This is a genomic window from Variovorax fucosicus (assembly GCF_030316825.1).
In the GTDB taxonomy this organism is placed as follows: domain Bacteria; phylum Pseudomonadota; class Gammaproteobacteria; order Burkholderiales; family Burkholderiaceae_C; genus Variovorax; species Variovorax fucosicus.
In genome coordinates, this window is sequence record NZ_JASZYU010000005.1 from 203,416 (window position 1) to 225,973 (window position 22,558).

The window sequence follows — 22,558 nt, forward strand, 5'->3', positions numbered from 1 at the left end:
CGAGGACACGGCAGTGCCGAGCGTGGGGGTCACATCACCCCGCCGTCTGCAACGCCAGCCCCGCGTGCTCCCGCAGCGGATGGAAATGGATCTTCGGAAAGCGCTCCTGCGCGAGGCGCACGTCGTACGGCGAAGTGCACAGGTACGCCAGCGTGTTGGCCGCATCGAGCGCCATGCGCGCCGGGTAGGCGTTGACGAACTCGCGCAGCTCGGCCGGCGTGTCGGCCGTGATCCAGCGGGCGCCGGTGTACTGGCATCCTTCGAGTTTCACGTCGGCGTCGTACTCGGCCTTCAGGCGGTGCTGCACCACTTCAAACTGCAGTTGCCCGACCGCGCCGAGCAGCATCGGCCCGCCCATTTCGGGGCGGAACACCTGGATCGCACCTTCTTCGCCGAGTTGCGCCAGGCCTTGCTGCAACTGCTTGGTGCGCAGCGGATTCTTCAGGATCACCGTCATGAACAGCTCGGGCGCGAAGAAGGGCAGGCCGGTGAATTGCAGCGAGGCGCCGTCGGTGATGGTGTCGCCCAACTGCACGCCGCCATGCGTGGTGAAGCCCACGATGTCGCCGGCATAGGCCTCTTCCACCGCCTCGCGGCGCTGGCTCATGAAGGTGACGACGCTGGTCGGACGCAACTCCTTGGCGGTGCGCTGCACCTTGAGCCGCATGCCCGGCGTGTACTTGCCCGAGGCCATGCGCACGAAGGCGATGCGGTCGCGGTGGTTGGCGTCCATGTTGGCCTGCACCTTGAACACCACGCCGGCGAAGTCGGTGTCTTCGGGCTGGATCTCTTTCACGACCGGCTGGCGATTGACCAGCGTGGTGCTGGTGCGCGACTGCGGCGAGGGCGCGAGGTCGACCAGCGCGTCGAGCACTTCCATGACGCCGAAATTGTTGACGCCCGAGCCGAAGAACACCGGCGTCTGCTTGCCGGCGAGGAAGGCCGCGCGATCCCATGCGGGCGAGGCACCGGCTGCAAGCTCCATGCTCTGCTCGGCGATCTCGAACTCATGGCCGAAGCGCTTGAGCAGCGTGTCGCGGTCGCTCAATGCGATGGTCTCGAACTCCTGCGGCAGCCGCTCCTTGCCCGAATCGAACACCGTCATGGTCTGCGTGCGCAGGTTCATGATGCCGCCGAAGACCTTGCCCTGGCCGACCGGCCAGGTCATCGGCACGCAGGGCATGCCGAGCTCGCGCTCGATCTCGTCGAGGATGTCGAGCGGCTCGCGCACCTCGCGGTCCATCTTGTTGACGAAGGTGATGATGGGCGTGTCGCGCTGGCGGCAGACCTCGATCAGGCGGCGCGTCTGCGCTTCGACGCCGTTGGCCGCGTCGATCACCATCAGCGCCGAGTCCACGGCGGTCAGCACGCGGTAGGTGTCTTCCGAGAAGTCCTTGTGGCCCGGCGTGTCGAGCAGGTTGATCACGTGGTCGCGGTAGAGCATCTGCATGACCGAAGAGGCCACCGAGATGCCGCGCTGCTTTTCGATCTCCATCCAGTCCGACGTGGCATGCCGCGTCGCCTTGCGCGCCTTGACCGAGCCGGCGATCTGGATCGCGCCCGAGAACAGCAGCAGCTTCTCGGTCAGCGTGGTCTTGCCGGCATCGGGGTGGGAAATGATCGCGAAGGTGCGACGGCGGCGGGTTTCGGCAACGAAGGACATGGGGTGAGCGCGGTGCGCGCATCACGGCGCAGGCTGCTGGGCAAAGCCTGCGATTTTAGCGAGCCCACCCGCGCATGCAGGCGCTGCCCCGTTCTCAGTCCATCAGGTTGATCTGCAGATAGCCGCCGGTGTTGGGATTGTTGGCCCCTACGATCGCGAAGATCCTGGCGCCCTGCATCGCAAAGTAATACATGCCCGCCGGCGCGCCGTTGGTGATCGCGCGCATGCCCAGCGGCCCCATTGTTCCCATCGTCCCGAAGATGTTGTGCGCTGCGGAGGTGGTGCCGTCGCTGGCGGCGGAGTCCCTGGAGGATTCCGTGGAAAGAACCTGTACGCGACCCCATGAGCCCGGGGTGCTGCTTCCATAGCCGATGCCATTGGGCCAGTCGCTGCTCTCCGACAAGCCGATCCGGAACACCGAAGCCATCGCATCTGTTGCGAGCTTGCCGGCGATCAGGAAGATTTTCTGACCACCGAGACGGGCTACCGCAAACGAAGCGGAGTTGGCCGGGTTGGCGTTTTCGGTCATGGTCCAGAGGCCGTTGACAGCGCCGGGCGATATCGTCCAGGTCTGCCGCGCCTCGCCCGGACAGGTTTCGATTCGGTAGATCGTGTTGTGTACGCAACGGATGAGCGTCATGCCGCCGCCCGAGATCTGGAACTGCGAGATGTTCGAAGTCGCCGTAGTGGCAGAAACATCCGTGCCAAAGCGGTTGTAGACGCCATCGAGCGCCACCTGGCTCGGCTCCAGTGCGCGCGAGGCGACAAAAGGCTGGACGCCATAGGCGGTTGTCGCCGACTGGGTCACGACGAATGGGAACGCACCGACGATGGTGTCTTGCGCCATGCGGAAGCGCGCCGTGTTCGTAATGGCCGTGATGCGCGGACTCGTGAAGACGTAGGTCCCCGGTTCCGCAGGGTCTTCAGCAAACGTGCCCGCCGCGACATCGCCTGCAGCGTCTGTCATCTCATAGGTTTTCGCAACTATGTCCAGCTTGAGCGTGAGCCTGCTGCCGTTGGTCGCGAACACCCGATAAGGCTCGTCGCGAACCCGAGGGCTGAGTGCAAGGGGGCGCAAGGCCAACTCGCCCTGCGCGTCTGCCGAAAGCCCACTCTCGTGTTTGAGCTTGGGTTCGGCAACCGAAGTGGTTTGTGTGCCGACAGCTGAAGCGCTCTGATCTTGGGTGCCCGTCGGCGCGGCGGCGCCGGTGCCTCCCTGGCTGCCGCCGCCGCAACCGAGCAGGGTAGTTGCGGCCAGAACAACCCAGGCCGCGAAAATTCGATCCACTCTCATGCAATCTCTTTTCGTTTGCTTTCGTATGCATTCGATCGTAACGGTATGTCACGCCAGCAACCGTGTGAAGTTCTTCACGATCGCTTTCGATCCGATGCCCTTGGCCGGTTGCGCGTGCTTGCAGGCCAGCGGGCGTTTGCCTGCGCTAAAATCTCCGTTCCGAGGAGCGTTGCAGCGCCAAAGGCGTGAGGCTCGGACACCTTCGCAACCACGCTCACCTGCTGTTCTCGCGGTGAGTTTCTGTCTCGTCAGACCCCCGAACGCAGCGGCACCTTTCAAACAACTTGTTTTGTTGGAGTTCTCATGAGCGCTGTTCTCAAGCCCACCCCCGTCACTTCCGCCGACCAGGCGATCGCCGACCTGTCCCTCGCCGCCTGGGGCCGCAAGGAAATCCGCATCGCGGAAACCGAAATGCCCGGCCTGATGGCGATCCGCCAGGAATTCGCCACGGGCCAGCCGCTCAAGGGCGCGCGCATCACGGGTTCGCTGCACATGACGATCCAGACGGCCGTGCTGATCGAGACGCTGCAGGCCCTCGGCGCCGACGTGCGCTGGGCCTCGTGCAACATCTTCTCGACGCAAGACCATGCCGCTGCCGCCATCGCTGCCGCCGGCACCCCGGTGTTCGCGATCAAGGGCGAGTCGCTGACCGACTACTGGGATTACACCCACGCCATCTTCGACTTCGGCCCCAAGGGTTCGAAGGGCGAAGGCCCGAACATGATCCTGGACGACGGCGGCGATGCCACGTTGCTGATGCACTTGGGCCAGCGCGCCGAGAAGGATCAATCGGTGCTCGCCAACCCGACCAGCGAGGAAGAACGCATCCTCTACGCCGCGATCAAGGCCAAGCTGGCCGTCGACGGCACCTGGTACACCCGCAAGTCGGCCGAGATCATCGGCGTGACCGAGGAAACCACCACTGGCGTGCACCGCCTGAACGAGATGTCGGCCAAGGGCACGCTGCTGTTCCGCGCCATCAACGTGAACGACTCGGTCACCAAGAGCAAGTTCGACAACCTCTATGGCTGCCGCGAATCGCTGGTCGACGGCATCAAGCGCGCGACCGACGTGATGATCGCCGGCAAGGTTGCCTGCGTGGCCGGCTACGGCGACGTGGGCAAGGGCTCGGCTCAGGCGCTGCGCGCACTGAGCGCCCAGGTGTGGGTCACGGAAATCGACCCGATCAATGCCCTGCAAGCAGCAATGGAAGGCTACAAGGTCGTGACCATGGAGTACGCCGCCGACAAGGCCGACATCTTCGTGACGACCACCGGCAACAAGGACGTGATCACGCACGACACCATGGCCAGGATGAAAGACCAGGCCATCGTCTGCAACATCGGCCACTTCGACAACGAGATCGACGTCGCCTCGATCGAGAAGTACGAATGGGAAGAGATCAAGCCGCAGGTCGACCACATCACCTTCCCCGACGGCAAGAAGATCATCCTGCTGGCCAAGGGCCGTCTGGTGAACCTGGGCTGCGGCACCGGCCACCCGAGCTTCGTGATGTCGTCGTCGTTCGCCAACCAGACGATCGCGCAGATCGAACTCTTCACCAAGCCCGACGCTTATGAAGCCGGCAAGGTCTACGTGCTGCCCAAGCACCTGGACGAGAAGGTCGCCCGCCTGCACCTGAAGAAGGTCGGCGCGATGCTGACCGAACTGACGGACGCGCAGGCCGCCTACATCGGCGTCGACAAGAACGGCCCGTACAAGGCGGACACCTACCGCTATTGATCGCAGCGCTGTGCGCGCCGATCAATTGCTTGTCGAACGCGGCCTGGCCGCGTCACGCTCGCAGGCCGTCAGGCTGATTGCGGGCGGTATGCGCTGGCGCGACGCGGGGACGCAGGGTACCTGGCGCGCCGTCGGCAAGAACCGCGACGACCTCCCCGAAACGGCCGAACTGGAATTGGCCGATGCGGCCGAGGCGCGCTACGTATCGCGCGGCGGGCTCAAGCTCGAAGGCGCGCTGCGCGTCACTGGCATCGATGCGACGGGGCTGCAGTGCCTCGATATCGGCCAGTCGACCGGTGGCTTTACCGATTGCCTCCTGCAGCACGGCGCGGCGCACGTGACCGGCGTCGACGTCGGCCACGGGCAACTGCACGCGCGGCTGCGCGAGGACGAGCGCGTGACCGCGATCGAAAAGGTCAACGCGCGCGGCCTGGTGGCTGCGGATCTGGCCGACGAGGCAGAGACCGACCCCGAGCCGTGCTTCGACCTGGTCGTCGGCGACCTTTCGTTCATTTCGCAGACGCTGGTGCTGCCCGCCGTGGTGCCCTTTCTTGCTGCGGACGGCCACTTGCTCATGCTGGTCAAGCCGCAGTTCGAACTGCAGCCAGGCCAGGTCGGCAAGGGCGGCATCGTGCGCGACGACGCCATGTATGCGGTGGTCGAGCGGCGCCTGCGCGAGGCTTGCTCCGCACTCTCGCTGCGCGTCGTGCAGTGGTTCGACAGCCCGATCGAGGGCGGCGATGGCAACCACGAGTTTTTCATTCATGCCGTTCGGGAGACGAGCGGTGCAACAGGAGTCGGCCGTGCGCCTGCCACTCAGCTTTGAGTTTTTCCCGACCAAGACGCCCGAAGGCGCGGTCAAGCTGCGGGCGGTGCGCCAGCAGCTGTATGTGCACAAGCCCGAGTTCTGCTCGGTGACCTATGGCGCCGGTGGTTCCACGCACGACGGTACCTTCAACGCAGTGCGCGAGATTCTCGACGAGGGTTGCGATGCGGCCAGCCATTTTTCATGCATCGGCGCCACCCGGGCGACCGTACGGGCGCAACTCGCAGAACTCAAGGCAATGGGCGTCAAGCGGCTGGTGGCCTTGCGCGGCGACCTGCCGAGTGGCTACGGCATCGGCGGCGAGTTCCACTACGCGAGCGATCTGGTGGCCTTCATCCGCGAAGAGACCGGGCGCGATTTTCACGTCGAGGTGGCCTGCTACCCCGAAGTGCACCCGCAGGCCCGCTCGCCCGAAGCCGATCTGCAGGCCTACGCCGCCAAAGTGAGGGCGGGCGCAGACTCGGCCATCACGCAGTATTTCTTCAGCCCCGAGGCGTACTTCCGCTTCGTCGACGAAAGCCGCAAGCTGGGGCTGGACGTACCGGTGGTGCCGGGTGTCATGCCGATCATCAGCTCGACGCAGCTGATGCGCTTTTCCGATGCCTGCGGGGCCGAGATCCCGCGCTGGATCCGGCTGCGGCTGCAGGCCTATGGCGACGACACGGCATCGATCAAGGCCTTTGGCCTCGACGTGGTGACCGACCTTTGCGCGCGCCTGCGCGATGGCGGTGCACCGGCGCTGCACTTCTACACCATGAACCAGTCGCAAGCGACCCTGGGGGTGCTGGAGCGGCTCGGGTGAAGGTCCAGCGCGCCGCGCTGCTGGTGGCCAGTTGCATGCTGGCCGCCTGCGCCGTGCCGCCGGAAGGGACGACGCAGGCCACCGGGGAGGGCGCGACCACGGCGGCGCGCTCCCGCCTGCGGCCGCTCGCCCCGGCGCTGGCAGTGCCGCCGGGCGCCGCGCCGCGCTCGCTGGTTCCCGGCGTCGACTACGGCCTCAGCAGTGGCGGCGCCGGCAACCTGCCCCCGGACGACGGCGCACCCGGTGACGGTAGCCCGCGCGAGATCTTCGAGCGCGGCGGTGCGTCCTGGTACGGCATTCAGTTCCACCAGAAAAAAACCGCGAACGGCGAGCGCTTCGACATGGGCGCCATGACGGCGGCCCACAAGACGCTGCCCTTCAACACCCGCGTCTGCGTGCGCAGCCTGGTCAATGGCCGCGAAGTGCTGGTGCGCATCAACGACCGGGGCCCCTATGCGCAGGGCCGCATCATCGACCTCAGCCGCGCCGCAGCCGATGCGATCGGCCTGACCTCGATGGGCATCAAGCAGGTCGCGTTGTCGGTGATCGATCGCAAGGATCAACGCTGCGGCGGTGCGGCGGCCGATCTCGATGCAGCCGAGCCCGCCGTGGAACCGGCGCCGCAGCGGGTTCGCGCGCGGCGCGGCAAGGCGGTCGTCAACCCGCGCAGCCGGCGATAGCTCAGCCGCCGCTGTCGAGTGAAAACGCCGCGTGCCGGTCTTGTGCCAGCAGATCTTTGGTCTGTTCAAGGGCCGGCTGCAGCAAAGCCTTGAGGGTGTAAGGCGGGTTGATCAGGAACATGCCGCTGGCGGGCAGCCCCGGCCGCTTGGTCTCACCGCTGTCCGTGGTCAGCAGCTTGCTCGACTTGACGGTCAGCGTGGCATGCAGCCATGACTTGCCGGCCTTGGTCGCCATGGTCTTGAGCCGGCGCGGCAGGTCGTGCGCTTCCGGCCGCGGAATGATCGGATACCAGATTGCGTAGGTGCCGGTGGCGAAGCGTTTAAGCGCCTCGGCCGTGAAGTCGAGTACGCGGGCGTAGTCGCTCTTGATCTCGTAGCTGGGATCCATCAGTACCAGCGCGCGGCGTGACGGCGGCGGCAGGAACTTGGTGGCGCTGCCGAAGCCATCCTCGTGCAGCACCGCGATCTGGCGGCCGGCTTCGAGCTGCGCGATGTTGGCGCTGAGCGTGCGCGAGTCGGTCGGGTGCAGTTCGAACAGCTTGAGTTTGTCGTGTTCGCGCAGCAGGTGCTGGGTGATGAAGGGCGAGCCCGGGTACACGCGGGCGCCGCCATTCGGATTGAAGGCTTTCACCACGTCAAGGTAGCGCTGGAGCGCTGGCGCCAGCGTGGCGTCGACCCGTTTTGCTGTCTTTTTGGGCGCAGCTTGAGCCGGTGGCACGGCTGCTGCAGCCGGTTTTGGCGCCAGAAGCCGAAGAATGCCTTCGGCCGCCTCGCCGCTGGTGCCCGCATAGTCGCCGTCGAGCCGGTAGAGTCCTGCGCCGGCGTGGGTGTCGACCACCGTCAGCGCTGCCTCTTTTTCGAGCAAATGGTCGAGCGTGGCAATCAGCACCGTGTGCTTGAGCACGTCGGCGTGGTTGCCGGCGTGGAAGGCGTGGCGGTAACTGAACATCCGGGAATGGTACCCGCTGTGGCCATTTCTTTATATAATCGAAGGCTTCGCAGCGTTTTTGTGGCCCCGCGGCGAAGCACGATACCCGCTTGCGCGGGGGTCAGACCCCACCTAAGAGATTCCCGTCAGAGGAACGCCGACCGTGGAAAAGGGCCCGCCAAACCCTCTTACAAAAGAGAAAACTCATGACCAAAACGTTCAGCGCCAAACCCGCTGACGTGACGCACGAGTGGTTTGTGATTGACGCGACCGACAAGGTCCTCGGACGAGTAGCCAGCGAAGTTGCTCTCCGTTTGCGCGGCAAACACAAGGCCATTTACACGCCTCACGTCGATACCGGTGACTTCATCGTCATCATCAACGCATCGCAACTGCGCGTCACCGGCGCCAAGCCGATCGACAAGATCTACTACCGTCACTCGGGCTACCCCGGCGGTATCTCGTCGACCAACTTCCGCGACATGCAAGCCAAGCACCCGGGCCGCGCCCTGGAAAAGGCCGTCAAGGGCATGCTGCCCAAGGGCCCGCTCGGTTACGCGATGATCAAGAAACTCAAGGTTTACGGTGGCGCCGAGCACCCGCATACCGCCCAGCAACCCAAGGTGCTGGAAATTGCAGGCTTGTCCACCAACGCCCAACGAGAGGCCGCCAAATGATCGGTGAATGGAACAATGGCACCGGCCGTCGCAAATCGAGCGTCGCCCGTGTGTTCATGAAAAAGGGCACCGGCAAGATCACGGTCAATGGCAAGGACATCCAGGCTTACTTCGGCCGCGAGACGTCGATCATGATCGCCAAGCAACCGCTGTTCTTGACGAACCATGTCGAAACCTTCGACATCATGATCAACGTGGCTGGCGGTGGCGAGTCGGGCCAGGCAGGCGCTGCCCGCCACGGCATCACCCGTGCGCTGCTGGACTACGACGCGACCCTCAAGCCGGTGCTGAGCCAGGCCGGCTTCGTGACGCGCGATGCGCGTGAAGTCGAGCGTAAAAAGGTCGGTTTGCACTCTGCACGCCGCCGCAAGCAGTTCTCGAAGCGCTAAGGCGTTTTGGGCTTACTGCCCGTACCGACAAAGAACCGCCTTCGGGCGGTTTTTTGCTGCTTGCAGTAGCATGACCCTCAACTGGCCGTTTCTTCGGCCCAAATGGAGTTTCCCCATGAGCGCTGTTGCCGAACAAATCCAGACCGAAATGCCTGCCCCGATCGTCTTTACCGACAGTGCGGCGGCCAAGGTTGCCGACCTGATTGCCGAGGAAGGCAATCCCGATCTCAAGCTGCGCGTGTTCGTGCAGGGCGGTGGGTGCTCGGGCTTCCAGTACGGTTTCACCTTCGACGAGATCACCAACGAAGACGACACCACCATGACCAAGAACGGTGTCTCGCTGCTGATCGACGCGATGAGCTACCAGTACCTGGTTGGTGCCGAGATTGACTACAAGGAAGATCTGCAGGGCGCCCAGTTCGTGATCAAGAACCCGAACGCCACCAGCACCTGCGGCTGCGGCTCGAGCTTCTCGGCCTGATCTCACTCTTGGGTGCCGTACCGGCCCCACGAAAAAAACCGCCTTCGGGCGGTTTTTTCTTGCCCGTCATTTCCTTGGCCTGCGTCAGGCCGGGTAGATCGCGCCAAGGACCCGGCCGCCCTGTGCCCCGGTGACGCTGGCCAGGTTGCCGTGCTCGCGCCGTACCGTGGCGCGCGCCAGCCAGGCGAACGCGGCGGCCTCGACCTGCTGCGGCGGTAGGCCACGCTCGGCCGAAGACACGACCGCGAGTTCCGGCAATAACGCCTGCAGCCGTGCCATCAGATGGGTGTTCAGGGCGCCACCACCGCAAACGATCAGCTCTTTGCTATTGATTCCATAGCGCTTCACGTCCTCTGCACAGGCTCGGGCGGTCAATTCGGCCAACGTGGCCTGAATATCGGCCGGTGCCGCGTCGCCGGCGGCGCCGAGATGGGAGGCGAGCCATGCGGGGTTGAACAGGTCGCGGCCCGTGCTCTTGGGCGGCGGCTTGGTGAACCAGGGGCTGGCCAGCAGCCTGGCCAGCAGTTCGGGCAGCACGCGACCGCTGGCAGCCCATTCGCCGCTGCGATCGAATGGTTCGCCGACATGGCTCTGACACCAGTGATCCATCAGTCCGTTGCCCGGGCCGCAATCGAAGCCCAGCACGACCGGATCGGCATCGCCGCTGGCGGGCAGCAAACTCAGGTTGGCGATGCCACCGAGGTTGAGGACGGCGATCGCACGGTCGGCCTGGCCGAACAGTGCGCGGTGGAATCCCGGCACCAGGGGCGCGCCTTGGCCCCCCGCGGCGAGGTCGCGGCTGCGGAAATCCGCCACCACGTCGATGCCTGCCCATTCCGCCAGCGCAGCGGGGCTGTTGATCTGCAGGGTGTAGCCGACATCGTCGAACTCGCCGGGACGGTGCCGCACGGTCTGGCCATGGGCCCCGATGGCGCGCACCGCCTTGGCGGCAAGGCGGGTGTCGGCGAGCAATTGCTGGGTGACGTCTGCATAGAGGCGCGCAATGCCGTTGCCGGCCAGAGCCGCGCGATGCAGCTCGTTGTCGCCGTGCGGCGTATTCAGGGCCAGCAGTTCGGCGCGCAGCGTCACCGGGAAGTGGGCTGTCGCATGCGCCAGAACCGCGATGCGGCCGCCCGAAAAATCGGCCAGCACACCATCCACCCCGTCGAGCGAGGTGCCCGACATCAGGCCGATGAAAAGCTCGCTAGCCATGGCTGAACCGCCCGGCCGCGGATTCAATCGGCGCTGGCTTGAACGACCGAAAAGGCCGCTGCCAACTCGGTGCGGGTGGCCTTGGCAATGCGCTCGAAGGCAGGCCGCGAAGCGGCTGCGATCGGCGCGCCGCCGTCCTGCTGGGCGATGGTGCTCGGGTCGGTGTACTCGCCATTGACCCGGAACTCGAAGTGCAGGTGCGGGCCGGTGGCCCAGCCGGTCGAGCCGACCGCGCCGATGAACTGGCTTTGCGTGACGGCCTGACCGACCTTGACGTCGATGCGGCTCAAATGCGCGTAGGCGGTGCTCTGGTTGTTGCGGTGCTTGACGATGACGATGTTGCCGTAGCCGCTCTGGGTGCCCGCAAACTCGACCACGCCGTCACCCACGGCGCGCACGGCGGTACCGGTGGGCGCTGCGAAATCGATGCCGTTGTGCTGGCGCCAGCTGTTCAGGATCGGGTGCAGGCGCATCGCGAAACCGCTGGAAATGCGCGAGAACTCGACCGGCGAGCTCAGGTAGGCCTTGCGCAGGCTGTCGCCGGTCGGGCGGTAGTAGGCGCCCTTCTGGCCGGGTTCCTGGAACCACAGCGCCTGGTGCAGCTTGCCGTTGCTTTCGAACTCTGCCGAAAGCACGCGGCCGCTGCGCAGCGACTGGCCGTCGGCTTCAAAGGTTTCGTAGACCACGGCGAAGCGGTCGCCCTTGCGCAGCTGGCGGACGTCGACATCGCCCGAGAAGATGTCGGCCAGCTGGCTGGCGACGCCGTCGGGAATGCGGGCCTCGTCGGTCGCCGCGAACAGCGAAGTGCGCACCACGCCGCTGGCCAGGCGCGTGCCCGGGGTCAGCGTGTCGGTTTCGGAGCGCGCGGCAAAGCCGGTGGGTGTCTTGACGATCACCAGGCGCTTGAAGCCGCCGTCGCCGTCCGGAATCCAGCGCGCGCTGAGCTTCTGCAGCTGGTTTTCGTGGCTGGCCTCGGCAGTCACGGTGCGGCCGGGGCGGCTCAGCAGGGCGGCGCGAGCTTCGGCGTTGGTGCGCACGAAGGCGGCAGCGCCTGCGTCGGCGATGCCGAGGCGCTTGAGCAGCGCTTCGGCCGTGTCGCTGGAGCGTGTCAGGTCGCTGCGGAACAGCGTGAAGCCGAACGCGTCCAGCGCATCGGTCTGGGCGGCCACCGGCAGCGGGCTGACGGCTTCCAGAACCTGCTTTACCGGCAGATCGGCGGCATCGGGGCCCAGAGAGGCCACGGCGAAGGCGCCGCCACCTGCGAACAGCAGCAACGCGCCGATCGCGGTGGTGATCTGCTTCGGGTAGGTGCGGAACGTGTAGGCTACGCGGGAAGCAAGAAGCTCCTCGGCAGCGAGAATGCCGTTAATCAAATCTGTCGGTTCCCAAATCGGTTCGGCAAATCCGCGCTGCAAGGGCCTTGCGTGAAGGCGGGCAGGGCGGTGCGGAAAAAAGCGCCGATTAGAATCCGGCGCTTGAAAAGTCGGCCTTGAGTATAGCTTCGGCCATAGAAAAACCAGCCAAAAGCCCAATGAATGCCGATTTTGTTACATCCGCAACCCTGTCCGAAGGTGTAGGACAGGCTCTCGAAGTATCGCTTCGGGGCGCTGACGAGTTGCTGCCCCAGGACGAATGGGTCAAGAAGCTGCAACGCTCCGAGGCCACCGGGCAGCCCTTGCGCATCAAGCTCGGGCTCGATCCGACGGCGCCGGACATCCATGTCGGCCACACCGTGGTGCTGAACAAGATGCGCCAGTTGCAGGATCTCGGCCATACGGTGATCTTCCTGATCGGCGACTTCACGACCACCATTGGCGACCCTTCGGGCCGCAACAGCACCCGTCCGCCGCTGACGCGCGAGCAGATCGAGGCCAACGCCCAGACCTACTACCGGCAGGCCAGCCTGGTGCTGGATCCGGCACGAACCGAGATCCGCTACAACTCCGAGTGGAGCGACCCGCTCGGCGCCCGCGGAATGATCCAGCTGGCCGCCAAGTACACGGTGGCCCGCATGATGGAGCGTGACGACTTCAGCAAGCGCTTCAAGGCCGGCCAGTCGATCTCGGTGCACGAATTCCTCTATCCGCTGATGCAGGGCTACGACTCGGTGGCACTGAAAAGCGACCTCGAACTGGGTGGCACCGACCAGAAGTTCAACCTGCTCGTCGGCCGCCATCTCCAGCAGGAGTATGGCCAGGAGCCGCAGTGCATACTCACTATGCCTCTGCTGGAGGGGCTCGACGGCGTCGAAAAGATGTCGAAGAGCAAGAACAACTACATCGGCATCAGCGAGGCGCCCGCGACCATGTTTGCCAAGGTGCTGTCGATCTCCGACGTGCTGATGTGGCGCTGGTACACCCTGCTGAGCTTCAAGTCGCTGGCAGAGATCGCGGCGCTCAAGGCCGAGGTCGAGGCCGGGCGCAACCCGAAGGACGCCAAGGTGGCGCTGGCCAGGGAAATCACGGCCCGCTTCCACAGCGTGGCGGCGGCCGACGCAGCCGAGCAGGACTTCATCAACCGCAGCAAGGGCGGTGTGCCGGATGAAATCCCCGAACGCGCCGTCGCAGGCGCCCCGCTGGGCATCGGGCAACTGCTTAAGCAGGCCGGGCTGGTGGAGTCGAGCGGCGAGGGCAACCGCCTCATCGATGGCGGCGGCGTGCGAATCGATTCGGTGGTGGTCAGCGACAAGGGCCTGAAGCTTGCAGCCGGCATCTACGTGCTACAGGTCGGCAAGCGCAAGTTCGCCCGGGTCACCCTGACCTGAGGCTCAGGACAGGGCGTCTCAGCGGACTTCGATAGTCACGCGCCGGTTCTGCGGCTCGTCCACATCGGGGCCGGTCGGCACGGCCAGCTCGCGCAGTCCGCGGCCGACTGCCTCGATGCGCGCGGCCGGAAAGCCGCGTGTCACCAGCATCTGCCGGATCTCCTGCGCGCGCCGGCGCGACAGCTCGTCGTTTTGCGACGGCGTGCCGGTGGTGTCGGTGTGGCCGGTCACGACAATGTCGCCGCCACTGCGCGCGAGCGCCGTGGCGATCACCTCCTGCAGGGTTTGCTCCGAGGCAGGGGTGAGCGCCGTGCCGCCGGCATCGAAGTACAGCGCATAGTTCTGCGCGCGGGGCGGGGCGAGCTCGAACAACGCCTTGTTGTCTCTCCTGATTTGCGCCGGGTCGGCCTGGTCGACGACGGGCGCGCCGCTGGCGCCGACGGCGGCCGTGGCCCGTGCATAGGGCTTGGAGAGCGTCTGCTCGCCACCTTTGGACTGCACCACCACAGCCGAAGGGCGGCCGTCTTCCTGCGGCAGCAAGACAACGCGGGTGGCGGGGGTGGAGCAGGCAGCGAGCAACACTGCGCAGGCGGCAGCGAGGCAAAAACCGAGGCGACGTGCGGTCACTGCTGTGCGTCCGCCTGCACGATGAAATCGGTACCGCGGATGCCGATGGTGGCGGTTTGCGTTTCGATGCGCACCGCGTCGGGGTGCCTCTTGCCGATCAGGCCGGTGATCATGCGCAGCGAGCCGCGCAGCAGGCCCACCAGCATGTTGCCGTCCTGTGTGGTTGCGTCGAAGCTGAATTCTTTCAAGTCGACGCGCGACGAAGGGCCGACCACCAGCGTGCTGCCATCGCGCAGCACGACGCTGGCTGCTGCGTCGGGGCCGGTCACGAGGCGCTCGATCGGCGCCACTTCGTCGCCCGCGCGGGCAGGCCGCAACACGCCGCCGGCGTTGAGCAACTGGACGTCGCCGCGCACCATCTTGATAAAGCCCGCATGCTCTGCAGATGGCGCCCCGGCGGCCGTGGCGACGGGTGTCTGCGCCAGCGCGGTCGTGACCACCCAGAAGGAGCCGGCAAAGGTCATCCAGAACTTCAGTCTCATGGCTCGGATGGTACGCGAGGCCACGCCGCATCAAGGCCGCCGGCCATAATTCAGACCCCGTTCCGAGGCCTTGTGCCGCCGTTTGTGTCGCCTTCCCGTTCCCACGTTCCCCGCAAGCCTGCCACGCTGAGCCCCAAGGCCTGGCTGCGCTGGTCGATCGTGGTCGCGCTGCTCACCATCGTGCTCAAGGGCCTGGCGGGCTATGTGACCAATTCGATGGGGCTCATTTCGGATGCGATGGAGTCTTTCGTCAACCTCGCCAGCGCCATGTTCGCGCTGGCGATGGTGACCATCGCGGCACGCCCGGCCGACGAAGACCATCCCTACGGCCATCACAAGGCCGAGTATTTTTCGTCCGGCTTCGAGGGCATCCTGATCGTCGGCGCGGCGCTCGCGATCCTCTGGGTGTCGGTGCAACGCCTGCTGTCGCCGCAGCCGATCGAGCAGTTGGGCTGGGGTCTGGCGCTGTCGGTGGCGAGTTCGGTCTTCAACGGCGCGCTGGCCTGGGCGCTGTTCCGCGCAGCGCGGGAACACCGCTCGATTGCGCTCGAGGCCGACGGGCGCCATCTGGTCACTGATGTTTGGACATCGGTCGGCGTGGTGCTCGGCATCATTGCCGTGCATTTCACCGGCTGGCTCTGGCTCGACCCGGTGCTTGCGATCGGCGTGGCGCTGAACATCGCGCGCGAGGGCGTGCGGCTGGTCTGGCGCTCGTCGCAAGGGTTGATGGACGCGGCGCTCGATGCCGAATCGCAAGCCGCGCTGCTCGCGACGCTCGACCGCTTCAAGGCCGCTGTGCCCGAGGGCCCGCAGCTGCGCTTCGACGACATCGTGACGCGCAGCGCCGGCCAGCGCCGCTTTGCGGACTTGCACATGCACGTGCCCGGCGACTGGTCGCTGCAACGCGCCGCGGCACTGCGCGACGCGCTCGAGCAATCGCTGATGGACGCCGTGCCCGGCCTGCGCGTGACGATCCAGTTGCTGCCGCTCGGCATGGAAGCCCGCGCCACGCAAATCTCGGAGCCGGCCGCATGAAGGCAGTGCTGCAGCGCGTGGGCGAAGCGCGCGTCGACATCGGCGGCCTGACCGTGGGCCGGATCGGCGCCGGGCTGCTGGTGCTGGTGTGTGCCGAGCGCGGCGACAGCGACGCGGCGGCCGACAAGCTGCTTGCCAAGATCCTCAAGCTGCGCATCTTTTCCGATGCGGCCGGCAAGATGAACCGCAGCGTGCAGGACGTCGGTGGCGGGCTGCTCATCGTGAGCCAGTTCACTTTGGCGGCCGATGTGAGCGGCGGCAACCGGCCGAGCTTTACTCAGGCGGCACCCCCGGACGAAGGGCGGCGGCTGTACGGCTACTTTGTGGCGCAGGCCCGCTCTGCACATCCGGATGTGGCGACCGGTGAGTTCGGCGCCGACATGCAGGTGCACCTGGTGAACGACGGCCCGGTCACCATCGCACTGCAGATCTGACCGTTCAGTAGGGGTTGCGGATGGCGAGCCCCAAGAGGATCGCGATCTCGCGTGCTTCCATCGCTTCGGCATCCGCTTCGCCGGTCTCGTGGTCCCAGCCCTGCGCATGCAGCGTGCCGTGCACGACCATGTGCGCGTAGTGCGCGGCCAGCGTCTTGCGCTGCTCCTTCGCCTCCCGCGCGATGACCGGTGCACACAGCACCAGGTCGGCCATCACCAGCGGGCTTTGTGCGTAGTCGAAGGTCAGCACGTTGGTCGGGTAGTCCTTGCCGCGGAATTCGCGGTTCAGGCGCTGGCCCTCGTCGGCGTCGACGATGCGCACCGTCAGTTCGCCATCGCATTCCAGCGCATGGCGAATCCAGCGGGTGACGCTGTGGCGTGGCAGCGCCGCACGATGACGCTCCACGCCCTTGAAGCGGCCGAACTGCAGGGACAGGGAGAGCGTTGGCAGCATCGCCCGGCTCACCGCGCGTCCGCGCGCTTGCGCTGACCGTCGTAGGCGTCGACGATGCGCGCCACCAGCGGATGCCGCACCACGTCGGCCGACGTGAAGCGCGTGATCGCAATGCCCTGGACGCGCTTCATCACGCGCTCGGCGTCGATCAGCCCGCTGAGCTGGTGCTTGGGCAGATCGATCTGGCTCACGTCGCCCGTCACCACCGCCTTGGCGCCGAAGCCGATCCGCGTCAGGAACATCTTCATCTGCTCGGGCGTGGTGTTCTGCGCTTCGTCGAGGATCACGAAGGCGTTGTTGAGAGTGCGGCCGCGCATGAAGGCCAGCGGCGCGATCTCCAGCGCGTTGCGTTCGAAGGCTTTCTGGACTTTGTCGAAGCCCATCAAGTCATAGAGCGCGTCATAAAGCGGACGCAGGTAGGGGTCGACTTTTTCAGACAGGTTGCCCGGCAGAAAGCCGAGCCGCTCGCCGGCCTCCACTGCAGGCCGCGTGAGCACGATGCGCTGCACCGCGCTGCGCTCCAGCGCATCGACCGCGCAGGCCACCGCGAGGTAGGTCTTGCCGGTGCCGGCCGGGCCGATGCCGAAGGTGATGTCGTGGTTCGCGATGTTCTCGAGGTAGGCTGCCTGGGTCGGTGTGCGGGCGCGCAGGTCGGCCCGGCGCGTGACCAGCATCGGGCCGGCTTCTCCGTCGTCGGTCATGCCGGAATCGCTGGCCAGCGTGAGCTGCACCACAGCCGGGTCGATCGGCCGCTCGGCAATTTCGTAGAGCGCCTGCAGCACGTCCATGGCCTCCTGCGCCCTGGCCTTCGCCCCCTCGACCTTGAACTGTTCGTGCCGGTGCGCGATCGCCACGCCCAGCGCCTCTTCGATGCGACGCAGATGTTCGTCGAGCGGGCCACAGAGATGGCCAAGGCGTGCGTTGTTCAGCGGCTTGAAGGTGTGGCGAATGATCAAGCGGGTACTCTTGGGGCGAAATGAACGAACCCGGAATCATAGGGCGCGTGGCCGGATGGCCCGCGAGCGTGAAGTAATGCGCGCTGCGAGACGCCGAATTTGCAACACTCGTCTCGCCAGCCGTATCGGCTGGTGGAAAATGCCACCGTTTCCGCCTTTTGTTTGGCGGACATACAGGACATAAGGGAGAGATTGATGAGAGCTTCTCGCGTATGCGGCATGCTGGGGAGTGCGCTGCTGATTTTCGTGGCAGGCTGCGGAGGCGGCTCGGGCGGCAGCAGCGGCACCGGTGTCACGGCTGCAGGCGTCGGCACCTCAGGAGGCTCCACTCCGCTTCAGGCCACTTCGGCGCCCGCTGCGGCGAACAATGACCCGATCGTCATCGAACCCAAGGTCAGCCAGGGCAGCAACCGGGACGTCGATCCGTTCCAGGCACGTTCTGTCAAGGACGCGCCAGTGCCAGGCCAGGTGGTTTTGCAATCACTGCCGCCCGAGGGCCGCACTGTTCAGAAGGCCGCTCCCTCGATGCTGGGATCGCCCACCAGGGTCGGCGTTGCGCGGGAAGTGAGCGAGACCGCGACGACTGCAAAAGTCTCGGGAATGATGGGCTGGTCGCCGACTTCGACTGGCGGCAAGGTCGCGGCCATGCGATTCCAGTCGTCTGGCGCCGAGGGCGTCCGGATAGGTCTTCTGGTCGAGAGCCTGCCCCTGGGCAGCGTTGTGCGCTTCTATGCCGATGGGGCCGACAAGGCCTATGTGGTGCCGGCACAGGAAATCCTGACGACGATCCAGAGAAACCTCGACGCGGGCGACGCCACCAGTGCAGCCCGAACCTACTGGTCGCCCAATCTGGGTGGCGCGGCGATCACGGTCGAAGTCGACATTCCGCCCGGTGCGACGACGGACAGCGTGCAGGTTTCTGTGCCCAGGCTGTCGCACGTTCTCGTGGACGTTCGAAAACTCGACTCGATCCAGAAGGTTGGTGAAGCCGGCTCCTGCACGCTGGATGTGAGTTGCAGCGCCTCTTACAGCGAGGTCAGCAAGTCCGTGGCAATGATGGATTTCGTCGGCGACGGCACCAACGGCACCGTCAACGGCTCAACCTATGTGTGTACGGGCACATTGCTGAATGATCGGACTTCTTCTGGCATACCGTACTTTCTGAGCGCGAACCATTGCATTTCAAACCAGACCGTGGCGTCAACGCTTTACACGTTCTGGTTCTACAAGTCGGCATCCTGCAACAGCACCCAAGTCAGTCCGGCGCTGGCGGCCATGACCTCCGGTGCGACCCTGCTGTACCAGAGTGCCGCAACCGACACCTCGTTCATGCGGCTGAATTCGATGCCTCCGGCGGGCGCGGTCTATGCGGGATCGAGTTCCTTTGCGCCTGACCTGTATGCCGACGTCTACGGCGTGTCCCATCCGCAGGGCGACTTGCAGAAGTACAGTTCGGGCGATTTCATGGGGCAGGGTTCTTGCGCCAATGGCGCCTGCTCGTCATCCCTCACGTCGGGTGCCAATTTCCTGCGTGCGGTGTGGACTCTCGGCACGACCGAAAGCGGGAGCAGCGGATCCGGTTTGTTCATGAAAATGAATGGCAAGGACTATCTCGTCGGTCAGCTGTATGGCGGCTACGCGTCCTGCTCGAACCGTTTTGGAACCGACTACTACGGCCGTTTCGACAAGGCGTATCAGGCGGCGCTGTCTCAGTGGTTGGGTGCTCCGGCCGGCAACGTGCGTGAACCCATCTACCGTCTCTACAACAGACGTACCCAAACTCACTTCTACACGCCCGATCCCGCAGAACGCGATCGAACGGTGGAAAGATCTTCCGAGTACAGCTACGACGGCATCGCTTTCTACGCGTACGCATCGACCGGGCTCGCAAGTGACCCGGTCTACCGGTTCTACAACACGCGCACCGGCGTCCACTTCTACACGATCAACGCGACCGAACGTGCGAATATCCAGAACACGCTACCGTGGTACTCGGACGAAGGAATGAGTTGGATTGCCAGCGTCTCGTCGCAAAATCAGGCGGTTGCGATGTATAGGTTCTACAACACGGCAACGCAAACTCATTTCTATACGATCAATGAAGCAGAACGCGACAACATCCGGCAGCGCTACCCGCAGTATTCCTATGAGGGCGTTGGCTATTACGCGTGGCTTTCACCATGAGGGCGTGAGCAGCCGGACTCTCTGCGGCGGCCGACCGTCATGATCGGCAAACTCACCGGCACGCTGGCCGAACGCAATCCACCGCAAGTGGTGGTGGACTGCAACGGGGTCGGCTACGAAGTCGACGTGCCGATGAGCACCTTCTACAACCTGCCGCCCACCGGCGGACGCGTGTCCCTGCTCACGCATTTCGTGGTGCGCGAGGACGCACAGATCCTCTACGGCTTCGGCACCGCCGAAGAACGCATGGCGTTCCGGCAGCTCATCAAGATTTCCGGCGTCGGCCCGCGCATGGCGCTCGGCGTGCTCTCCGGCCTGAGCGTGGCGGAGTTGGCCCAGGTGGTCACGCTGCAGGACGCCGGGCGCCTGGTCAAGATTCCCGGCATCGGCAAGAAGACGGCCGAACGGCTGCTGCTCGAACTCAAGGGCAAGCTCGGCGCCGACATCGCGCTGCCGACACACGCGGCGAGCGACGCTCAGGCCGACATCCTGCAGGCGCTGGTCGCGCTGGGCTACAGCGACAAGGAGGCCGCGTTGGCGCTCAAGTCGCTGCCCAAGGACGCGACGGTGAGTGAAGGCATCAAGCTGGCGCTGAGAGCACTGGCGAAGTAGGCCTGCCGTCCCGATCAGGGATGGATCTTCTCACCCTTCGCCAGCATCGCCACGAACTGCGCGATGCGCCTGGCCCGTGTCTCGGCCTTCTTCGCGCCCTGGGTTCTGAACAGGATGGCAAAGCGATTGCGCGAATCCAGCGTGGCGAAGAAAGCCGCGGCCTTGCGGTTGGCGTTGAGCGCCGCCAGCAGGTCGGGCGGCACGGTGGCAACGCTCGCGGCTTCGTAGGCCGCTTCCCAGCGGCCGTCGGTGCGGGCGCGTTCCACCTCGGCCAGACCGGCCGGCTGCATGCGGCCTTCGTCGATCAGCTTCAGCGCCTTGGCGCGGTTGATCTGCGACCAGGTGCTGCGTGGCGTGCGCGGGGTGAAGCGCTGCAGGAAATACTGCGCGTCGTCGCTCTTGCGCTGGCCGTCGATCCAGCCGTAGCACAACGCGACTTCGAGCGCCCCGGGGTGGTCGATGGAGGCGATGCCACTCGCCTTCTTCGCCATGCGCAGCCATACGCCGGCTGCGGTGGCATGGTGCCGCTTGAGCCAGCGCTCCCATGCCGCAGGGGTGGTGCATTCGACCGGCGTGTCGTGCGGAACGCGCTCGGCGGCTGCGGGCTTTCTTGCGCGCGCGTTGCTGCCCGTGCTCACGGCACCCACCAGTAGCGCAGCGCGTGAAAGTAGATCGGCGCAGCGAAGATCACCGAATCGAGCCGGTCCAGCATGCCGCCATGGCCTTCGATCATGGTGCCCCAGTCTTTCACGCCGCGGTCGCGTTTGATGGCCGACATCACGAGGCCGCCGAAGAAGCCCATGAGGCAGATCGTGAGCGCCATCAGCGCGGCTTGCCAGGCGTTGAACGGCGTGGCCCACGAGAGCGCGGCGCCCAGCGCGGTGGCGCTCGCCACGCCGCCGATCAGGCCTTCCCAGGTCTTGGAGGGCGAGAGTTCGGGCGCGACCTTGCGTTTGCCGAACAGCTTGCCCCACACGTACTGGAGCACGTCGCTGCCCTGCACCACGATCACAAGGAACGCGATCAGCAACAGGTTGCGCCCTTCGAAACCGGGAATCTGCAGCGTGAGCAGGGCCGGCACATGGCTGATGCAGAACACGCACACCATCAGTCCCCACTGGATCTTCGAGGTGCGCTCCAGAAAGCGCTGCGTGTCGCCGCCCACGGCCGCGAGGATCGGCAGCACCAGGAACGCATAGACAGGAATGAAGATCGAGTAGAGCCCGTACCAGTCGATCCAGATCAGGAAGTACTGCACCGGCAGCGCCACGAAGAACGCAAGCGCAATCGCATGGTGATCGCCGCGCCGCGTGTAGGCCAGGCTGATGAACTCGCGCAGCGCATAGAACGAGATCAGGTAGAACAGCACGATCACGCCGCCCTTGCCGAACGCGAAGGCGAGCCCGATCACCGCCACCATCACCCACCAGGCATTCACGCGCGAGTTGAGGTTGTCGATCACCGAATGCGGCTGGCCCTGCGCCACGCGCCACTTGAGCAGCGCGCCGATGGCCGAGGCCAGCAGTAGCACGCCGAAGACGCCGCCGAAGAGCTGCAGAGTGGTCCACGCGAAAGGAGAAAGGTTCATGTGGTGGGTCTCATGCTCTGTCGTACTCGGGGCGCAAGTCGAGCATCGTGGCGCGGGCACGCGCCATGAAGGTGTTCTTGTCTTCGCCCTCGGCCAGCACGATCGGCGTGCCGTAGCGCACCGTGCAGGCCAGCGGAATCGGCACCAGCGTGCCCTTGGGCAGAACGCGCTTCAGGTTCTCGATCCACACCGGCACCAGCCGCACGTCGGGGCAGGCGCGCGCCAGGTGATAGAGCCCGCTCTTCAGCGGCAGCAGCACCTCGTCGCCGATGTTGCGCGTGCCTTCGGGAAACATGATGAGCGAGTCGCCGGCCTGCAGTGCGTCGGCCATCTGTTGCACCGGATTGCTGGCAGCCGCACCTTCGGCGCCGCCGCCGGTTGCCGTCGAGCCGTCCCGCTTGATCATCAGCGCGTTGAACACCTCTTCGCCGATGAAGCGGCGCAGCTTCGACGCAAGCCAGTAGTCCTGTCCGGCGACCGGCCGCGTCAGCGCGCGCAGGTCGGCCGGCAGCGTGGCCCACAGCAATACGAAGTCGCCATGGCTCGTGTGGTTGGCGAAGTAGAGCGTCTGCTCTGCCTTTGGCTGGGTGCCGCTCCAGATGGCGCGCACGCCGGTCAGCAGCTTCGCGGCGCCGACGATCAGCCCGGCCGCGATGACGGCTGCCACTTTGCGGCTTTCGCCTTGCACGGATGCACTCATGACAACGCCTTCCTCCTGAATCTTTTC

24 protein-coding genes and 1 riboswitch are annotated in these 22,558 nt (G+C 65.4%); of the genes, 12 read left to right on the forward strand and 12 right to left on the reverse strand.

What is annotated here, in order from left to right:
* Positions 1 to 34: 34 nt before the first annotated feature.
* Both QTI05_RS26020 and QTI05_RS26025 read right to left on the reverse strand, forming a co-directional pair.
* Positions 35 to 1,663, reverse strand: coding sequence for a peptide chain release factor 3 (locus tag QTI05_RS26020; RefSeq protein ID WP_286621325.1), 1,629 nt, complete (start codon positions 1,661 to 1,663; stop codon positions 35 to 37).
* A 94-nt stretch (positions 1,664 to 1,757) separates the two neighbouring features.
* Positions 1,758 to 2,957: a hypothetical protein gene (locus QTI05_RS26025; RefSeq protein WP_286539507.1), complete on the reverse strand. Its 1,200-nt coding sequence runs from the start codon at positions 2,955 to 2,957 to the stop codon at positions 1,758 to 1,760.
* Positions 2,958 to 3,112: 155 nt separating this feature from the next.
* Positions 3,113 to 3,180, forward strand: a riboswitch (S-adenosyl-L-homocysteine riboswitch).
* Positions 3,181 to 3,260: 80 nt separating this feature from the next.
* Here QTI05_RS26025 and ahcY point away from each other — a divergent pair.
* Genes ahcY through QTI05_RS26045 form a run of 4 tightly spaced genes read left to right on the forward strand, consistent with a single transcriptional unit; the run spans position 3,261 to position 7,008 of the window.
* Positions 3,261 to 4,700 carry an adenosylhomocysteinase gene (gene ahcY / locus QTI05_RS26030; RefSeq protein ID WP_286539506.1) on the forward strand — a complete coding sequence of 480 codons (1,440 nt, stop codon included), beginning with the start codon at positions 3,261 to 3,263 and terminating at the stop codon, positions 4,698 to 4,700.
* Positions 4,701 to 4,710: 10 nt separating this feature from the next.
* Complete coding sequence (locus QTI05_RS26035) at positions 4,711 to 5,526, forward strand: TlyA family RNA methyltransferase (protein WP_286539505.1); 816 nt, start codon at positions 4,711 to 4,713, stop codon at positions 5,524 to 5,526.
* Positions 5,504 to 6,328: a methylenetetrahydrofolate reductase [NAD(P)H] gene (metF, locus tag QTI05_RS26040; RefSeq protein WP_286539504.1), complete on the forward strand. Its 825-nt coding sequence runs from the start codon at positions 5,504 to 5,506 to the stop codon at positions 6,326 to 6,328. The genes QTI05_RS26035 and metF overlap by 23 nt, the downstream gene beginning before the upstream one ends.
* A complete protein-coding gene (locus QTI05_RS26045) occupies positions 6,325 to 7,008 on the forward strand; it encodes a septal ring lytic transglycosylase RlpA family protein (protein WP_286621326.1) in 684 nt (227 codons plus the stop codon). The genes metF and QTI05_RS26045 overlap by 4 nt, the downstream gene beginning before the upstream one ends.
* A 1-nt stretch (position 7,009) precedes the next feature.
* Here QTI05_RS26045 and QTI05_RS26050 read toward each other — a convergent pair whose 3' ends face one another.
* Positions 7,010 to 7,957, reverse strand: a complete 948-nt coding sequence (locus tag QTI05_RS26050) for a 23S rRNA (adenine(2030)-N(6))-methyltransferase RlmJ (RefSeq protein ID WP_286621327.1) — start codon at positions 7,955 to 7,957, stop codon at positions 7,010 to 7,012.
* A gap of 185 nt (positions 7,958 to 8,142) precedes the next feature.
* Here QTI05_RS26050 and rplM point away from each other — a divergent pair, with 185 nt between their 5' ends.
* The 3 genes from rplM to erpA all read left to right on the forward strand — a co-directional run bounded on the left by rplM (position 8,143) and on the right by erpA (position 9,483).
* On the forward strand, positions 8,143 to 8,613 hold the full coding sequence (gene rplM, locus QTI05_RS26055; RefSeq protein ID WP_286539501.1) for a 50S ribosomal protein L13: 471 nt from the start codon (positions 8,143 to 8,145) through the stop codon (positions 8,611 to 8,613).
* Complete coding sequence (rpsI, locus tag QTI05_RS26060) at positions 8,610 to 9,002, forward strand: 30S ribosomal protein S9 (protein WP_286539500.1); 393 nt, start codon at positions 8,610 to 8,612, stop codon at positions 9,000 to 9,002. The genes rplM and rpsI overlap by 4 nt, the downstream gene beginning before the upstream one ends.
* A gap of 115 nt (positions 9,003 to 9,117) precedes the next feature.
* The gene (erpA, locus tag QTI05_RS26065; RefSeq protein ID WP_213957393.1) at positions 9,118 to 9,483 is read left to right on the forward strand and encodes an iron-sulfur cluster insertion protein ErpA; all 366 of its coding nucleotides are present in this window, start codon (positions 9,118 to 9,120) and stop codon (positions 9,481 to 9,483) included.
* An 84-nt stretch (positions 9,484 to 9,567) separates the two neighbouring features.
* Here erpA and QTI05_RS26070 read toward each other — a convergent pair whose 3' ends face one another.
* The gene (locus QTI05_RS26070; protein ID WP_286621328.1) at positions 9,568 to 10,695 is read right to left on the reverse strand and encodes an anhydro-N-acetylmuramic acid kinase; all 1,128 of its coding nucleotides are present in this window, start codon (positions 10,693 to 10,695) and stop codon (positions 9,568 to 9,570) included.
* 23 nt (positions 10,696 to 10,718) lie between these two features.
* Positions 10,719 to 12,068 carry a M23 family metallopeptidase gene (locus tag QTI05_RS26075; RefSeq protein ID WP_286539497.1) on the reverse strand — a complete coding sequence of 450 codons (1,350 nt, stop codon included), beginning with the start codon at positions 12,066 to 12,068 and terminating at the stop codon, positions 10,719 to 10,721.
* 158 nt (positions 12,069 to 12,226) lie between these two features.
* Between QTI05_RS26075 and tyrS the strand changes: the two genes are divergently transcribed.
* Positions 12,227 to 13,459, forward strand: a complete 1,233-nt coding sequence (tyrS, locus tag QTI05_RS26080; protein WP_286621329.1) for a tyrosine--tRNA ligase — start codon at positions 12,227 to 12,229, stop codon at positions 13,457 to 13,459.
* Positions 13,460 to 13,477: 18 nt separating this feature from the next.
* Here the strand turns inward: tyrS and QTI05_RS26085 are convergent, their stop codons facing one another.
* Entirely contained in the window at positions 13,478 to 14,086 is a 609-nt protein-coding gene (locus QTI05_RS26085; RefSeq protein WP_286621330.1) for an OmpA family protein, read from the reverse strand.
* Positions 14,083 to 14,568, reverse strand: coding sequence for a FecR family protein (locus QTI05_RS26090; RefSeq protein WP_286621331.1), 486 nt, complete (start codon positions 14,566 to 14,568; stop codon positions 14,083 to 14,085). Before QTI05_RS26090 ends, QTI05_RS26085 begins: the two co-directional genes overlap by 4 nt.
* Positions 14,569 to 14,652: 84 nt before the next feature.
* On the opposite strand from QTI05_RS26090, the gene QTI05_RS26095 reads away from it, so the two are divergent.
* Positions 14,653 to 15,603, forward strand: coding sequence for a cation diffusion facilitator family transporter (locus tag QTI05_RS26095; protein ID WP_286621333.1), 951 nt, complete (start codon positions 14,653 to 14,655; stop codon positions 15,601 to 15,603).
* On the forward strand, positions 15,600 to 16,037 hold the full coding sequence (gene dtd / locus QTI05_RS26100) for a D-aminoacyl-tRNA deacylase (protein WP_286621335.1): 438 nt from the start codon (positions 15,600 to 15,602) through the stop codon (positions 16,035 to 16,037). Before QTI05_RS26095 ends, dtd begins: the two co-directional genes overlap by 4 nt.
* Positions 16,038 to 16,041: 4 nt before the next feature.
* On the opposite strand, the gene ybeY is transcribed toward dtd, so the two are convergent.
* Complete coding sequence (gene ybeY, locus QTI05_RS26105) at positions 16,042 to 16,491, reverse strand: rRNA maturation RNase YbeY (RefSeq protein ID WP_286621336.1); 450 nt, start codon at positions 16,489 to 16,491, stop codon at positions 16,042 to 16,044.
* An 8-nt stretch (positions 16,492 to 16,499) separates the two neighbouring features.
* Complete coding sequence (locus tag QTI05_RS26110) at positions 16,500 to 17,447, reverse strand: PhoH family protein (protein ID WP_286621337.1); 948 nt, start codon at positions 17,445 to 17,447, stop codon at positions 16,500 to 16,502.
* A gap of 195 nt (positions 17,448 to 17,642) precedes the next feature.
* On the opposite strand from QTI05_RS26110, the gene QTI05_RS26115 reads away from it, so the two are divergent.
* Together QTI05_RS26115 and ruvA are read left to right on the forward strand one after the other, a co-directional pair.
* Positions 17,643 to 19,631, forward strand: coding sequence for a serine protease (locus QTI05_RS26115; RefSeq protein WP_286621338.1), 1,989 nt, complete (start codon positions 17,643 to 17,645; stop codon positions 19,629 to 19,631).
* Positions 19,632 to 19,670: 39 nt separating this feature from the next.
* A complete protein-coding gene (gene ruvA, locus QTI05_RS26120; RefSeq protein WP_286539482.1) occupies positions 19,671 to 20,243 on the forward strand; it encodes a Holliday junction branch migration protein RuvA in 573 nt (190 codons plus the stop codon).
* A gap of 14 nt (positions 20,244 to 20,257) precedes the next feature.
* On the opposite strand, the gene QTI05_RS26125 is transcribed toward ruvA, so the two are convergent.
* Genes QTI05_RS26125 through QTI05_RS26135 form a run of 3 tightly spaced genes read right to left on the reverse strand, consistent with a single transcriptional unit; the run spans position 20,258 to position 22,531 of the window.
* Positions 20,258 to 20,890 (reverse strand): YdeI/OmpD-associated family protein, encoded by a 633-nt coding sequence (locus QTI05_RS26125; protein WP_444812967.1) that lies wholly within the window; start codon positions 20,888 to 20,890, stop codon positions 20,258 to 20,260.
* Positions 20,878 to 21,831, reverse strand: coding sequence for a phosphatidate cytidylyltransferase (locus QTI05_RS26130; RefSeq protein WP_286621341.1), 954 nt, complete (start codon positions 21,829 to 21,831; stop codon positions 20,878 to 20,880). Before QTI05_RS26130 ends, QTI05_RS26125 begins: the two co-directional genes overlap by 13 nt.
* A gap of 10 nt (positions 21,832 to 21,841) precedes the next feature.
* Entirely contained in the window at positions 21,842 to 22,531 is a 690-nt protein-coding gene (locus tag QTI05_RS26135; RefSeq protein ID WP_286621342.1) for a lysophospholipid acyltransferase family protein, read from the reverse strand.
* Between the last annotated feature and the right edge of the window lie 27 nt (positions 22,532 to 22,558).